The organism is Pseudomonas sp. GD03842 (assembly GCF_029841165.1).
Taxonomy (GTDB): domain Bacteria; phylum Pseudomonadota; class Gammaproteobacteria; order Pseudomonadales; family Pseudomonadaceae; genus Aquipseudomonas.
Window position 1 is genome coordinate 169204 of sequence record NZ_JAOCEA010000010.1, and the last position, 13396, is coordinate 182599.

Annotated in this window: 11 protein-coding genes; 6 read left to right on the forward strand and 5 right to left on the reverse strand. The window is 60.9% G+C overall.

Annotated features, from left to right (window positions below; translation table 11 throughout):
* The first annotated feature begins 47 nt into the window (after positions 1-47).
* Together N5D61_RS15965 and N5D61_RS15970 are read left to right on the forward strand one after the other, a co-directional pair.
* Positions 48-893: an oxidoreductase gene (locus N5D61_RS15965; protein ID WP_279893494.1), complete on the forward strand. Its 846-nt coding sequence runs from the start codon at positions 48-50 to the stop codon at positions 891-893.
* Between the two features lie 25 nt (positions 894-918).
* Positions 919-1854, forward strand: a complete 936-nt coding sequence (locus N5D61_RS15970; protein WP_279893495.1) for an AraC family transcriptional regulator — start codon at positions 919-921, stop codon at positions 1852-1854.
* A gap of 39 nt (positions 1855-1893) precedes the next feature.
* On the opposite strand, the gene N5D61_RS15975 is transcribed toward N5D61_RS15970, so the two are convergent.
* A complete protein-coding gene (locus N5D61_RS15975) occupies positions 1894-2784 on the reverse strand; it encodes an AraC family transcriptional regulator (RefSeq protein ID WP_279893496.1) in 891 nt (296 codons plus the stop codon).
* A gap of 144 nt (positions 2785-2928) precedes the next feature.
* On the opposite strand from N5D61_RS15975, the gene N5D61_RS15980 reads away from it, so the two are divergent.
* Positions 2929-3411 carry a hypothetical protein gene (locus N5D61_RS15980; protein WP_279893497.1) on the forward strand — a complete coding sequence of 161 codons (483 nt, stop codon included), beginning with the start codon at positions 2929-2931 and terminating at the stop codon, positions 3409-3411.
* Positions 3412-3718: 307 nt separating this feature from the next.
* Here the strand turns inward: N5D61_RS15980 and N5D61_RS15985 are convergent, their stop codons facing one another.
* The 4 genes from N5D61_RS15985 to xylA all read right to left on the reverse strand — a co-directional run bounded on the left by N5D61_RS15985 (position 3719) and on the right by xylA (position 9001).
* The gene (locus N5D61_RS15985) at positions 3719-4855 is read right to left on the reverse strand and encodes a sugar ABC transporter permease (protein WP_108240218.1); all 1137 of its coding nucleotides are present in this window, start codon (positions 4853-4855) and stop codon (positions 3719-3721) included.
* On the reverse strand, positions 4856-6412 hold the full coding sequence (gene xylG / locus N5D61_RS15990) for a D-xylose ABC transporter ATP-binding protein (RefSeq protein WP_279893498.1): 1557 nt from the start codon (positions 6410-6412) through the stop codon (positions 4856-4858).
* Between the two features lie 122 nt (positions 6413-6534).
* On the reverse strand, positions 6535-7536 hold the full coding sequence (gene xylF / locus N5D61_RS15995) for a D-xylose ABC transporter substrate-binding protein (RefSeq protein ID WP_279893499.1): 1002 nt from the start codon (positions 7534-7536) through the stop codon (positions 6535-6537).
* 148 nt (positions 7537-7684) lie between these two features.
* Positions 7685-9001: a xylose isomerase gene (gene xylA / locus N5D61_RS16000; RefSeq protein ID WP_108240221.1), complete on the reverse strand. Its 1317-nt coding sequence runs from the start codon at positions 8999-9001 to the stop codon at positions 7685-7687.
* Positions 9002-9175: 174 nt separating this feature from the next.
* Between xylA and N5D61_RS16005 the strand changes: the two genes are divergently transcribed.
* From N5D61_RS16005 to N5D61_RS16015, 3 genes are all read left to right on the forward strand, one after another.
* Positions 9176-10351, forward strand: a complete 1176-nt coding sequence (locus tag N5D61_RS16005; RefSeq protein WP_279893500.1) for a DNA-binding transcriptional regulator — start codon at positions 9176-9178, stop codon at positions 10349-10351.
* A 151-nt stretch (positions 10352-10502) separates the two neighbouring features.
* Entirely contained in the window at positions 10503-11000 is a 498-nt protein-coding gene (locus N5D61_RS16010; RefSeq protein ID WP_108240223.1) for a DUF1543 domain-containing protein, read from the forward strand.
* A 291-nt stretch (positions 11001-11291) separates the two neighbouring features.
* Positions 11292-13364 carry an ATP-binding cassette domain-containing protein gene (locus tag N5D61_RS16015; RefSeq protein ID WP_279893501.1) on the forward strand — a complete coding sequence of 691 codons (2073 nt, stop codon included), beginning with the start codon at positions 11292-11294 and terminating at the stop codon, positions 13362-13364.
* Positions 13365-13396: the final 32 nt, after the last annotated feature.

A 13396-nucleotide genomic window follows, 5' to 3' on the forward strand; every position in this document is an offset into this window, starting at 1 on the left:
GTCGGAGTGATTGACACTGAGGCCTCACCCATCATGAGGATTCTGTCATGAGCGACGTTAAAACCTTGTTCATCACCGGCATCAGCAGCGGCTTTGGCAAAGCGCTGGCCGCCGAGGCCTTGGCGGCCGGGCACCGGGTCATCGGCACTGTCCGCCATAAGGACGCCCTGCAAGCGTTCGAAGCGCTGTCACCGGAACGGGCCCATGGGGTCATTCTGGACGTCACTGATTTCGAGCGGATCGATGGCGTGATCGCTGAAGTCGAGGAGCGTCACGGGCCGGTGGACGTGCTGGTCAACAACGCAGGGTATGGCCACGAGGGGATATTCGAGGAGTCTTCCCTCGAAGAAATGCGTCGCCAGTTCGACGTCAATGTGTTCGGGGCGGTTGCGGTCACCAAGGCGTTCGTGCCGTATTTCCGTCGGCGACGCCAGGGCCACATCATCAACATCACCTCCATGGGCGGCACCATCACGATGCCCGGTATCGCTTACTATTGCGGCAGCAAGTTCGCGCTGGAAGGCATCTCCGACACGCTGAGCAAGGAGTTGGCGCCGTTCAACATCTTCGTCACCGCTGTGGCGCCAGGCTCTTTCCGCACCGACTGGGCAGGTCGGTCGATGCAGCGCACGCCTCGCAGCATTGCCGATTACGACGCCAGCTTCGATCCGGTGCGCAAAGCGCGGGAGGAAAAAAGCGGCAAGCAGTTGGGCGATCCTAGGAAAGCGGCGCAGGTAATGCTGATGCTCATCGCCAGCGCTCAACCACCGGCGCATTTACTGCTGGGCAGTGATGCCTTGGACTTGGTGCGTGGCAAACTGCAGCAGGCCTTGAAAGACATCGAGCAGTGGGAAACGCTGACCCGCTCGACAGACACCGAGCCTGGCCAATAGAGCTTGGCCAATAAGAGGATTGATCATGGACGCCGCCGCGCGGACCCGACGCATGGTCCAGCTTATGGAGCAACTGGCGCCGCTGGAAGGCTACAACCTGAGCGCTCTGGACGACGTTCGTTTCCTGCGTTCCAACCGCCCGTTGAATCGAACGCCGGTGCTGTATGAGCCCGGCATCGTGATTCTGTGCCAGGGTCGCAAGCGCGGTTACCTGGGCGACGATGTCTACCTGTATGACGCGCAGCATTGCCTGGTGGTGTCCGTGCCGGTGCCGTTCACGATGGAAACCGACGCCACCGAACAGGAGCCGATGCTGGCCGTGTACATGCGCCTGGATTTCAAACTGGCTGGTGAGTTGTTGCTGGAAATCGACGAAACCTTTGGCCCCACCTCCGCGCAGCCGAGGGGCATGTACTCCTCGGCGATGGACGAAGGGCTGCGTGAGTCGACGCTGCGGTTCCTCGAGGCCATGAACCATCCGGTCGAGGCGAGGATTCTCGGCCCTTCGCTGGTCCGTGAAATCTATTACCGCATCATTGCCGGCGAGCAGGGCGGTTCCATGCGCGCGGCGCTGAGTCGGCACGGGCATTTCGGCAAGGTGACACGCGCCATCCGCAAGATCCATAGCTGCTATCAAGAACCGTTGAACGTGGAAGTCCTGGCTCAGGAAGCCAGCATGAGCGTGCCCAATTTCCACCTGCATTTCAGGAACGTGACGGACTCTTCCCCCATGCAGTACCTCAAATCGACTCGGCTCCACCAGGCGCGGCTGCTCATGCTGCGTAACGATGTGTCGGCTGCCGCCGCCGCGTTCGATGTGGGGTATGAAAGTCCGTCGCAATTCAGTCGAGAGTTCAAGCGCTTTTTTGGACGTACACCCCAGGCGGAGATTGCGTGGATGAAGGCGACCTACGCGTTGCCGGAGCCCAGCACGCCTTCGCTGTTCGTTTCTTCGCACTGAGGCCAAGGCAAGCCTTGCCGAGTCGCTACATCCGCTGAGTCAGCGGGGCTCGTCATCGGCACCCGGGGCACTGTCGTCTCGTGGCGAACACCCGAAGAACGCTTTGTAGGCCCGGCTGAACGCCGCTTCGGACTCATAGCCGATCGCGAATCCGACTTCTCCGACGCGGCTGTGCCCCTGCAGCAACATGCTCTTGGCCAGCGACAGACGCCATTCGTTCTGATAGCGCAACGGCGGTCGCCCCACCAGGGCGTTGAAACGTTCGCAAAAGTTGGAGCGAGACATGCCCGCCACCTTGGCCAGCGCCTCGATACTCCACCGTTGGCCGGGCGTGTCATGGATGGCTTTCAACGCTTGGGCGATTCTCGGATCCGACAATGCCTTGAGCCAGCCGGACGCCGCTTTCTGATGAACCCAGGTCCGCAGAATGCGTATGACCACCAGGTCGATGAGGCGCGACACCATCAACGCTCCGCCTGGGTGGACGTTACCGGCCTCCAGCAGCATGAAGTGCAGAATACCTTCGGACCACGCGGCGGCGTCTTCGCGGGGGATCAAGATCGTCAGGGGCAGGGCGAAGACCATCGCTTCGAAGCTGCTGGCATCGAACCAGAAACGGCACACCACCACCTCTGCTGGTTCAGCGCCCACCGTCAGGCTCAATGCGTTGGGCGGGTGAGGGAGGAGCAGGACGTCCCCCGGCTGCAAGGTCATCTGGTGTTCACCCCTGTCGTGAACGTCCAGCCTGCCTTGGCGCAGCATGCACACGTGGGCACTTTTTTCATCCAGCACCAGCGCCTCGGCAGCATTTAGCGTCAGGGAATAGACGTGGTCGCCGGTGAGGCGGATCTTGGCCAGCACTTGGGACAGCAGATCTGCCTGGGCAAAGCCCTCAAGCTGCATTTCCGGATGAATGATCAAATTTTCCATGGAATCCATCATGTTCGCCGAAGGCTGCCCTCACTAAGCTGAGGCTGCAAGCATAGCGTGTTGTCGCGTTCGAACCAGATACCCCGTACACGACTGCCACCCCATGCACTATGCCTTTCATCCAATCAACCGGAACCGCGTACCATGTTCGGAATTTCACCCCTCGGCTGGGTCCATACCATCGGCAGCCTACCTGCCATTCCACTGGCCGCTTACATGTTCGTGCGCCATGGGCGCATCGTCCCTCGCTCGACGCCCGGATTGCTTTACCTGCTGTTCATGGTGATCGGTGCCGTGACGGTGTTTCTGGTGGCCAAGCAACCACCCAGCAACTTCATCGGTGTCATCACCCTCGCGCTGCTGGCGGCAGGGTATGGCATAGGACGGCTGGGATGGAAATCCCGCGCCGTGGTGTACATTGAAACCATCCTGTTAAGCGTGACGGCCTTCTTTTTGATGGTGCCCACCGTCTCTGAAACCCTGCGTCGAGTTCCCGATGGTCACCCGTTGGTCACCGATCTGCATGCGCCGCTGTTGATCAATGCGCAAGGCCTTATCTTCCTGACGTTGGTCGTGGGTGTTTCGGCCCAAGTATATGCCTTGAGAAAGGGGCGGCTGGTGCGCTGAACGTGGTCGGCGTCTCGACCCAGAGGCGCAACGAGCCGAAGCCATGCATCATTGCTGACTCGTAAAGCTCACCTGGGAGAGTTTTATACGGCGTAAGGCTCACAGAAATGAGCCTTACGCTTGATTACCTTTCCAAAAACGTCCTGGCTCGACCTTATGAGAGAGAAACCGTGCCAACGGCTCATGAGGCGTTGAGCCTTTGCGCGGGCACCGACCATTGCCCTTCATTCCGCGACGGTCAACAGAGGCCCGACCTGGACAGATTCGCCCCGTCTGCTCGGCAGTTGCCGACGCGAGGCGCTTCCTCTCAACGTCGTCCTGTGCGCGTGCTGACGTCCACCCACACGGCCAGCACCAGAATGCTGCCCTTGACGATCATCTGCCAGTAGCTGTCGACGTCGAGCATGGACATGCCATTGTCCAGGCTGGTAATGACCAGCGCGCCAAGGAGGGCACCGTAGACGGTCCCGGACCCACCGCGCATCGAGGTGCCGCCGATGAAGCAGGCGGCAATGGCGTCGAGCTCGCCCATGTTGCCGGCCGAAGGTGAGCCGGCGGCCAGGCGCGCCGTGTTGACCACCCCGGCCAGCGCGCACATCAGGCCCATGATCGCGAAGATCCACAACTTGACCGCTTGAACGTTGATGCCGGACAGGCGCGTCGCTTCCATATTGCTGCCCACCGCATAGACGCGTCGTCCGAACACGGTTTGACTGGCCACGTAGCTGAACACCCCCAGTAAGAACAACAGCAGCAAGACCGGCACGGGAATGCCGTCGTAGCTGTTGAGCGTCTGGACGAAGCCTGCAAGCACTGCGCCGATCACGGCCACGCGAATGATGTCGCGCACGAGCGAATGCGCCGCCAGGCCGTGAAGGGCGCGATTGCGCCGCTGTTTCCACGTCAGGAAAAGCGTCAGGGCAAACAGCAGCACCCCCAGCGCAGTGCCCGTGGTGTGAGGCAAATAGCCTTGACCGATGTAGACGAGTTCGGGCGAGACAGGGGCGATGGTGGTACCCCCTGTGATCCCCAGCAGGACACCGCGAAACGCCAACATGCCGCCCAGGCCGACGATGAAGGAGGGGATGCGCAGATAGGCCGCCATATAGCCGTTGGCAAGCCCGATCAACAACCCGCATAACGCGACCACGCTCAAATTCGCCAGCAGTGGCACGTGATAAACCACATCGAGAATCGCCGCCAGACCGCCGAGCAGGCCGAGCAAGGAGCCGACGGACAGGTCGATCTCGCCGCTGATGATGACCAGCACCATGCCGCAAGCGAGGATACCGGTGATCGACATTTGGCGCAGCAGGTTGGAGAGGTTGCGTGGGGTCAGGAAACCGCCCTCGGTTTGCCAACTGAAAAACAGCCAGATCACCACCACGGCAAACACCAGTGCGAGCATTTTGTAGCGGGTGAACACTTGCTTGACCTGATTCATTTACGCGGATTTCCGATCATTATTGTTATGGCCGCCAGGCTGGCTGAGGGCAGCAGCGAGCACCTGCTCCTGGGTAAGTCCATGGTTGACGAAATCGCCCCGCAACTGACCTTCCCCGATTACCAGTACCCGGTCGGACACCCCGAGCACCTCGGCCAGTTCTGAGGACACCATGATGATCGCCACACCGGCGGCAGCCAGCGCCCCCATTAGCTTGTAGATCTCGTATTTGGCACCGACATCGACACCACGGGTGGGCTCGTCGAGAATCAATATCCGAGGCTGGGTCAGCAGCATCTTCGCCAACACCGCCTTTTGCTGATTGCCTCCGGACAGGCTGGTGATCGGCAGGAAGGGGCTTGCGGTCTTGAGTTGCAGGCGCGAGATTTCACGATCGATGCTGCCCAGTTCCGCCTCCGCGTCGATCCGCGTCATCTTTGCGTAACTGTCCAGTACCGCCAGGGTGATGTTCTGGCCGACCCCCAGATCCGGAATGATGCCTTGGCGCTTGCGGTCCTCGGGCACCAGGCACACACCGGCGCGAATGGATTTGAGCGGCGTGCGGGTGTCGATGGGTCGGCCGTCTAGCCAGACCTCGCCCTCGTAGCGGCCGGGGTAAGCACCGAAGAGGGCGGTGACCAGTTCGGTGCGGCCTGCGCCCACTAGCCCAGCGATCCCGAGAATCTCACCCCGCTTGAGGGCGAACGACACATCGTCGACGCGCTTGCGCCGAGGATTGTCGACGTCGTAACAAGTGATGTGGCGGGCCTCGAAAATCACCTCTCCCACATCGTGGGGCTCGGTGGGGTAGAGGTTGTTCATTTCTCGCCCGACCATCTGCGAAATGATCTGGGGGATGTTCATGTCGGCCATCGCGGTGGTCGCGATGTGTTTTCCATCCCGGATGACGGAAATGGTGTCGCACACGGCGGCCACCTCATCGAGCTTGTGGGAGATGTAGACACAGGCGACCCCCTTGGCCTTGAGGTCATGGATGATGTCCAGCAGCACCTCGATTTCCGAACGGCTCAATGCCGAAGAGGGCTCATCGAGGATCAGCAATCGGGCCTTCTTGTTCAGCGCCTTGGCGATTTCCACCAGTTGCTGATAGCCGCCGCCGTACTGTGAGACCGGCAGCGACACGTTCATATCGGGGACCTTCAATTCGCGCATCAGGGCCTCGGCACGGTGGATCATCGCCGGGTAATTCATCCGGCCGCCGGGCAGCGTCAGTTCATGGCCCATGAAAATGTTTTCTGCGACGGACAAGTCCGGAACCAGCGTCAGTTCCTGATGAATGATGACGATTCCAGCCGCTTCCGTTTCACTGATCGACTGTGCCTTGAGAGGGTGGCCGTCCCAAAGGATCTCGCCGTCCCAGGTGCCATGGGGATAGACCGCCGAAAGGATTTTCATCAACGTGGACTTGCCCGCACCGTTTTCACCGCACAGGCCCACGCATTCGCCAGGCTTGACCTTCAGGTCAATGCCGTTGAGCGCTTTGACACCGCCAAAGGTTTTGACGATGCCGTTCATTTGCAACAGGTAGTCGGACATGACGAAGGCTCGTATGACTGGGGTCGGACATCGTTAAGCCGAAAGGGGCGGGCTGGGCGAGGGAAGCCCGGCGCAGATCGGCGCGGCCGGCCACGCGATCCAACCCGCTCTCATCGCTTCGATCAGTTCCCGTTCATCTGCGCCTGGGTATAGAAGCCGTCCTTTTCCAGCAGATCGACGTTCGCCTTGGTCAGGGCCGTGGGGGTGAGCAGAATCGTGTCGACTTTCTTGCTGCCGTTGTCGTACTGCGAGCTGTAGGCGGGCTTCTCGTTGCGTGCCAGTTGCACCGAAAGCTTCGCGGCTTCAGAGGCGATGAGCTTCAACGGTTTGTAGACGGTCATGGTTTGAGTGCCAGCGATCACGCGTTTGACGGCTGCCAGGTCAGCGTCCTGGCCCGAAATCGGCACCTTGCCTGCCAACCGTTGAGCTGCCAGCGCCTGGATCGCGCCGCCTGCGGTGGCGTCGTTCGATGCGACGATGGCGTCGATTTTGTTGTCGTTGCGAGTCAACGCGTTTTCAACGATGCTCAGCGCCTCGGTCGGGTTCCATTCTTTGACCCACTGCTGGCCAACGATTTTGATATCGCCCTTGTCGATCGCGGGCTGCAGCACTTTCATCTGGCCTTCGCGCAGCACCTTGGCATTGTTATCGGTGGGCGCGCCGCCCAGCAGGAAGTAGTTGCCCTTGGGGGCTGCCTGCAACACGCCGCCGGCCTGCATCTCGCCGACCTTTTCGTTATCGAAAGAGATGTAGGCGTCGATGTCCGCGTTGAGGATCAGGCGATCGTACGACACGACTTTGATCCCGGCTTTCTTCGCTTCGGCCACGGCGTTGGTCAGGACCGTCGCGTTGAACGGCACGATCACGATGACGTCGACGCCCCGGGAAATCAGGTTTTCGATCTGTGAGATCTGTTTCTGCTCGTTGGCATCGGCGGACTGAACGAACACTTTGGCGTCCATTTTCTCAGCCGCCGCGACGAAGTAATCGCGGTCGCGGGACCAGCGTTCCAGGCGCAGGTCATCGATGGAAAAACCGATTTTGGGGTGGGCAGGGTCCGCCATCACTGGCAGGGACAGCAGTGCAAGGGCAGAGGCCAACAACGTACGTTTCAGGTTCTTCATAGCGGGGCGTCCTTTTATTCTTGTTTGAAGAAACGGCCTGACGATCAGTATCGGGCTGGTAAAACTGTAGAGAATCGCCAGCCGCCGCGAGCACAGATTTGTCGCTGAAATGTCACAGCCGGCAGGTGATCGCGGTCGACCGGTCCGATCAGCGGTAAATGAACCGGTTTACAACGTTTTCCAGCATTTCCTGCCGGCCGCTGACGGGCTGTGGGTTCAGTTGATGGTCGAACGCGTGCGCGGCCAATGACTCAAGGTTGAATTCCCCGGCCAGCACCGATTGCCCGAACGGCTGCTGCCACCCGGCGTAGCGCTGGTCCTTGAAACGCTGCAACTGATCGTTCTGAACCAGCGCGGCGGCGCGTTCCAGCGCCAAGGCGAGCACGTCCATGGCGCCGACATGGCCGTGGAACAGGTCCACCTCATCGAGGCTCTGGCGACGGACCTTGGAGTCGAAGTTGAACCCGCCATGCTTGAAACCACCGACCTTGAGAATCTCGTAGATGGCCAGCGTCATCTCTTCGACGCTGTTGGGGAATTGATCGGTGTCCCAGCCGTTTTGCGGATCGCCGCGGTTGGCATCGATGCTGCCAAAAATACCCAGTGAGATCGCCGTGGCGATCTCGTGGTGAAAACTATGCCCGGCCAGGGTGGCGTGGTTGGCCTCGATATTGACCTTGATTTCCCGTTCCAGGCCAAACTGCTGAAGGAAACCGAACACGGTGGCACTGTCGTAGTCGTACTGGTGCTTGGTCGGCTCCTGCGGTTTGGGCTCGATCAGCAGATCACCGGTGAAGCCGATCTTGTGCTTGTGCTCCACGACCATGCGCATGAAACGGCCCAGCTGTTCGCGCTCACGCTTGAGGTCCGTATTGAGCAAGGTCTCATAGCCTTCGCGGCCACCCCACAACACGTAGTTGGCCCCTTTCAGGCGATGGGTGGCGTTCATGGCACTGAACACTTGTGCGGCTGCCCAGGCAAAGACTTCGGGGTTCGGATTGCTCGCCGCACCCGCGGCAAAACGAGGATGGCTGAAGCAGTTGGCGGTGCCCCATAACAGCTTGATGCCGCTTTCGTCCTGATGCCGCTCCAGGTGATCGACCATCTGCGCGAAGTGATTGCGATAGTCGCGCAGAGACCCGCCTTCCGGGGCGACGTCCGTGTCATGAAAGCTGTAATAGTCGATGCCCAGCTTGGAGAAGAACTCAAAGGCGGCTGCCGCCTTGCCGATGGCCAGTTCCATCGGATCGCCTGGGTGCTGCCACGGCCGCTTGAAAGTGCCAGCACCGAACATATCGACGCCCGGCCAGACGAAGCTGTGCCAGTAGCAGGCGGCCATCCTCAGGTGTTCGCGCATCGGCTTGCCGAGGATGAGTTTGTCGGGGTTGTAGTGGCGGAAGGCAAGGGGCGAATCGCTGTCCGGGCCTTCGTAGCGGATCGGCTCGACATCGGGGAAGTACGGCATGACCATGTCCTTGTTGTTCTTGGCGGTGACTCGATACTAGCAACGGCACTCCCGGGCCTGATTATGAAAAGCACCAACACAGGGTGCGATTTTGCGTATTGAGCTTCGTCGACCAGGCGCCTAGTCTGTGAGCATCGCCCCTGCCGGAACGGGCTTCGAACCTGCCTGAAAACAATGAAAACTGTACCGCCTGTGCATCGAATCGCCTTGCTGTTCAACGGCAGCAAGATCTACGACCGCGGCATCATCAGCGGCATCGGCAACTACCTGAGCAGCACCCGGGCTTCCTGGGACCTGTTTCTGGAAGAAGACTTTCTCTGCCGCCTGAAGGGAATCGAGCGCTGGCAGGGGGACGGGATCATTGCCGACTTCGACGACCCGCTGATCGGTGAGGCCCTGGCCGACATCCATTTGCCGGTGGTTGCCGTGGGCGGGTCGTACCAGGACAAGCGCGCGTACCCCAAGACGATCCCTTACGTTGCCACCGACAACACCGCGTTGATGACCTTGGCCTACACGCATTTGATCGAGGCGGGTTTGCAGCGCTTTGCCTGTTTCAGCCTGCCTGAAGCGCAGGCCAATCGTTGGGCACAGGAGCGGGAGAAGGCGTTTCGCACGCTCATGGAACGCGATGGTCTGCACACCGAAATCTACCGTGGCATGGGAACCAGCGCGCCGCTGTGGGACAGCGCCGTCGAACAGTTGATCGCCTGGTTGCAGGGCCTGCCAAAGCCCATCGGCATCATCGCAGTCAGTGACGCCCGGGCGCGCCAACTGCTGCAAGCCTGCCTGACGGCCGGGATTGCGGTCCCCGAGCAGGTGGCGCTGATCGGCATCGACAATGACCCGCTGACCCGCAGCCTCACCCGCGTTCCGCTGAGCTCGGTCATCCAAGGGACGGAAACCATGGGCCGCACAGCCGCTCGACTGCTGCACCAGATGCTCCACGGCATGCCCTCGACGGGGACACAGATCCTGATTCCCCCTGATGCGGTCAATGTGCAGGTCTCCAGCCTGCACCAACCGTTGGGCAACCCCTACGTCATGCAGGCGCTGCTGTTCATCCGCCAGTACGCCTGTCAGGGCATCAAGACCGATCAGGTGGCGGCCTTCGTCGGTGTATCGCGTTCATCATTGGAGTCGCACTTCCGAACGACGCGTGGCTGCTCGGTGCATGACGAAATCCTGCGTTTCAAACTGGCTGCTGCCACCCGTAGCCTGACAGACACCGACTCGGCAATCGCCGACGTCGCACGCACCTGTGGCTTCAAATCCGCCCAGTATTTGCATACGGTGTTTCGACGGGAGTTCGGCTGTACGCCTCGGGAGTATCAGCAGGGGGCAAGGTAGGGGCTCGGCAGGCTCGTTGGGCCTGTCAGAATGCAGATCGAGCAAGCCCGCGTTCTTGCGCTCCTTTTCCAGGCGGCTATCCGGCCGCAGTGTCGCTGGCAAGAACGCCTTGGTACATAAACGTCTATCTCTTTGATCAAGCAGGCCGAACATGCTGTATGTGGTCATGCTCGGGGGCAAACACCCCAGGGCAAAAATCGAGGTCCACGATGTGGCCTTTGTCGTCGCCGACACGCTAGACGATGCCTACCCTCAGTTGCGACGGGAGTGGTTCGGGGACAGCCATGGCTTGCATATCGACGCCTGGATGGCGGTCGACGGCGTGGATCAATGGAAGGTCGAACTCAGCGCGCTGGCCCCCGCGCCAGGTTCGCCACGCCTGTATTTCATCAACTTGGGCGGGTACGACACGCGCCTGTTCGGCGAGGCCCACCACTACATCCTGGTGGTCGCGCACAACAAACGCGAAGCGATCGCCAAAGGCAAGCAGCACAGGCTGGCCGGGTGGTCCCAAGCGCATACCGATGCGGTGATGGATGTCGACGATTGCCTGCCCATCGATGCAGTCGCCGGGCGATACGTGCACCTGGTGGAAGGGCCTCATCGTGGGGTCACCTACCGTAATGACTACATCGTCATTTCAGCGTGACGTGGGAAGTGCGGTCAGCCCCGGCTTCAGTCGCGGCCTTTGCCCGTTGGAGCCCGCAAGGGTGCCGGGGTCGGGCCTCTCGAAATGGGTCATCGGCTGTGACCCCGCTTTGCTGTTGATCCAGCAACACCTGACGCACAGTTGGCTTTGAAAACAAACAGTTATCGAACAGCGGTTCTGTCTGTTACACCCGGTTTCAGCGGTTTTCGTCTGTGGCACAAAGCCTGCAATTCCCCCTGACAAACATCCCGACGCTATCGTGAGTGTCGCAGCGAATTGTCAGGAGTCACCATGTCCACCGCCGTTTCCCCTCAACCTCGCGTCGTGACCGATACGCCCGTCAACGCTGCACACGCTGATGTCGTGCTGCAATTCCAGCGCGTGAGCAAACGCTATAAAACGCGCTCGGGCAGCGCAGCGCAGGACGCGGTCAGTCAGGTCGATCTCAGTGTGCAACGGGGTGAAGTGCTGTGCCTGATGGGCACGTCGGGCAGCGGCAAGTCGACCCTGCTGCGGCACATCAACCGTCTGATCGAACCCTCCGATGGCACGGTGTTGCTCGATGGCGCCGACATCAGTCAGCTCAGTGCAACGGCGCTGCGTGACGTGCGTTCGCGGCGGATCGGGATGGTCTTCCAGCATTTCGGGCTGTTGCCTCACCGCAGTGTTCGCGACAACGTCGCGCTGCCGCTGGAGCTGCGCGGTGAGGCCGAACACCTGCGCCGTGCCGCTGCGGACGAGCAATTGCGGGCAGTCGGCCTGGACGGCTGGGGCGATCATTTCCCCGCTGAGCTGTCCGGCGGAATGCAGCAGCGGGTAGGGTTGGTCCGCGCGTTGATCGGCGAACCGGACATTCTATTGATGGACGAGCCGTTCAGCGCGTTGGACCCGACCATTCGCCGAGACCTGCAAACCCATTTCCTGCAATTGGTCAAAGCCCGTGGCATCACAACCTTGCTGGTGACCCATGACCCTGGGGAAGCCTTGCGTCTGGGCGACCGAATTGCCGTGCTGCGCGCCGGTCGGTTGATCCAGGTGGCCACGCCCGAAGGCATCCTTCACGCGCCGGCCGATGCCGAGGTCGCCGATTTCTTCCGGGATGAGAAGGCGATCAACGCCACGGCTCAAATCAAACCGCTGAGCGCAAAGCAGCCGACAGCGTCTGTCTCCCATACGTCAGCACCGACTTCGATGACGCGCGGGCCAGCACTGTTGCTCGGGCCTGCGGCCTTCGATGCGACCCGGCGTGCCGGGCTGTTCTGGACCTTGCTGATCGCTGAACTCGCGGCATTGGCAGCGTTGGGGCAGGGAATTCTGAGCGGCCACGGGTGGCCCATGTTCGCCGGTGCGGCAGTGCTGGTGTTCAGTCGTGCGGCGGCCACGCTATGGGGCCCTGGGTCCAACCCCAGGGCCTGGCTCGGGCTGCCACTGGCTGTACAGACGTTGAGTCAGGCGCTGGTGCTGTGGCGCGCGGTTGCCAGCGACGCCAGCGGCCCGTGGGTCCAATTTCCTGCGCAGCGTAGCTGGATGCTGGCCACGGCCGAGGGAATCGATTCGATCATCGGATGGTCGCAAAGCACCTTCGAAACCAGTTTCGTCGGGGTGATTTTTACCGTGCGTACGGTGATCGAGGGCATTGAAAACGTGCTGGCCTGGTTACCTTGGCCGGTGGCGGCACTGGCCTTGGTGTTTCTTGCCTGGCGCGCGGCGGGCACAGCGTTGGCACTGACCGCCGCCGGTGCGGTCGCCTACATCGGGCTGTTCGGCTTCTGGGAACGGACGCTGTCGACCTTTGCGCTGGTTGGCTCCTCCGTACTGATTGTGTTGGCGATCGGTGTCCCCCTCGGGATTCTGGTCGCCAAACGCCCGTTGGCCCAACAGGTGATCACACCGATTCTCGACGTCATGCAGACGCTGCCGACCTTCGTCTATCTGATTCCGGCCGTGGCGTTTTTCTCGGTGGGCAAGACGCCAGCGGTGATCGCCACGGTGATCTTCGCCTTGGCACCGATGATCCGCCTGACAGCGCTGGGCATCCATGAGGTTCCGAAAAACACCGTCGAAGCCGCCGTCGCCCACGGTGCGACACCCTGGCAGACGCTGACCAAGGTCGAGCTGCCGCTGGCTTCCGGTTCCTTGTTGCTGGGCATCAATCAAACCCTGGTGATGAGCCTGTCGATGGTCGTGGTTGCTGCGTTGATCGGCGCCGGAGGGCTGGGCTACGACGTCATGACTGCACTGCGCAACATCAAGGGCGGGGAGGGCCTGCTGGCCGGGGCTGCCATTGTGTTCTGCGCGCTAATTCCCGACCGCATCATTCAATCGACCTTGCGTAAGCGAAGTCGCTCTTTCCATCGTTCGTGAGGTTTACCGTGAGCATTTTCTTCCCCCGTACC

Bases quoted from the DNA above. Each gene is read 5' to 3' on its own strand.
- N5D61_RS16015 (WP_279893501.1), top strand. From the start codon at position 11,292: ATGTCCACCGCCGTTTCCCCTCAACCTCGCGTCGTGACCGATACGCCC.
- N5D61_RS15980 (WP_279893497.1), top strand. From the start codon at position 2,929: ATGTTCGGAATTTCACCCCTCGGCTGGGTCCATACCATCGGCAGCCTA.
- xylF (WP_279893499.1), bottom strand. From the start codon at position 7,536: ATGAAGAACCTGAAACGTACGTTGTTGGCCTCTGCCCTTGCACTGCTG.
- N5D61_RS15975 (WP_279893496.1), bottom strand. From the start codon at position 2,784: ATGGAAAATTTGATCATTCATCCGGAAATGCAGCTTGAGGGCTTTGCC.
- xylG (WP_279893498.1), bottom strand. From the start codon at position 6,412: ATGTCCGACTACCTGTTGCAAATGAACGGCATCGTCAAAACCTTTGGC.
- N5D61_RS16010 (WP_108240223.1), top strand. From the start codon at position 10,503: ATGCTGTATGTGGTCATGCTCGGGGGCAAACACCCCAGGGCAAAAATC.
- N5D61_RS15985 (WP_108240218.1), bottom strand. From the start codon at position 4,855: ATGAATCAGGTCAAGCAAGTGTTCACCCGCTACAAAATGCTCGCACTG.
- N5D61_RS15970 (WP_279893495.1), top strand. From the start codon at position 919: ATGGACGCCGCCGCGCGGACCCGACGCATGGTCCAGCTTATGGAGCAA.
- xylA (WP_108240221.1), bottom strand. From the start codon at position 9,001: ATGCCGTACTTCCCCGATGTCGAGCCGATCCGCTACGAAGGCCCGGAC.
- N5D61_RS15965 (WP_279893494.1), top strand. From the start codon at position 48: ATGAGCGACGTTAAAACCTTGTTCATCACCGGCATCAGCAGCGGCTTT.
- N5D61_RS16005 (WP_279893500.1), top strand. From the start codon at position 9,176: ATGAAAACTGTACCGCCTGTGCATCGAATCGCCTTGCTGTTCAACGGC.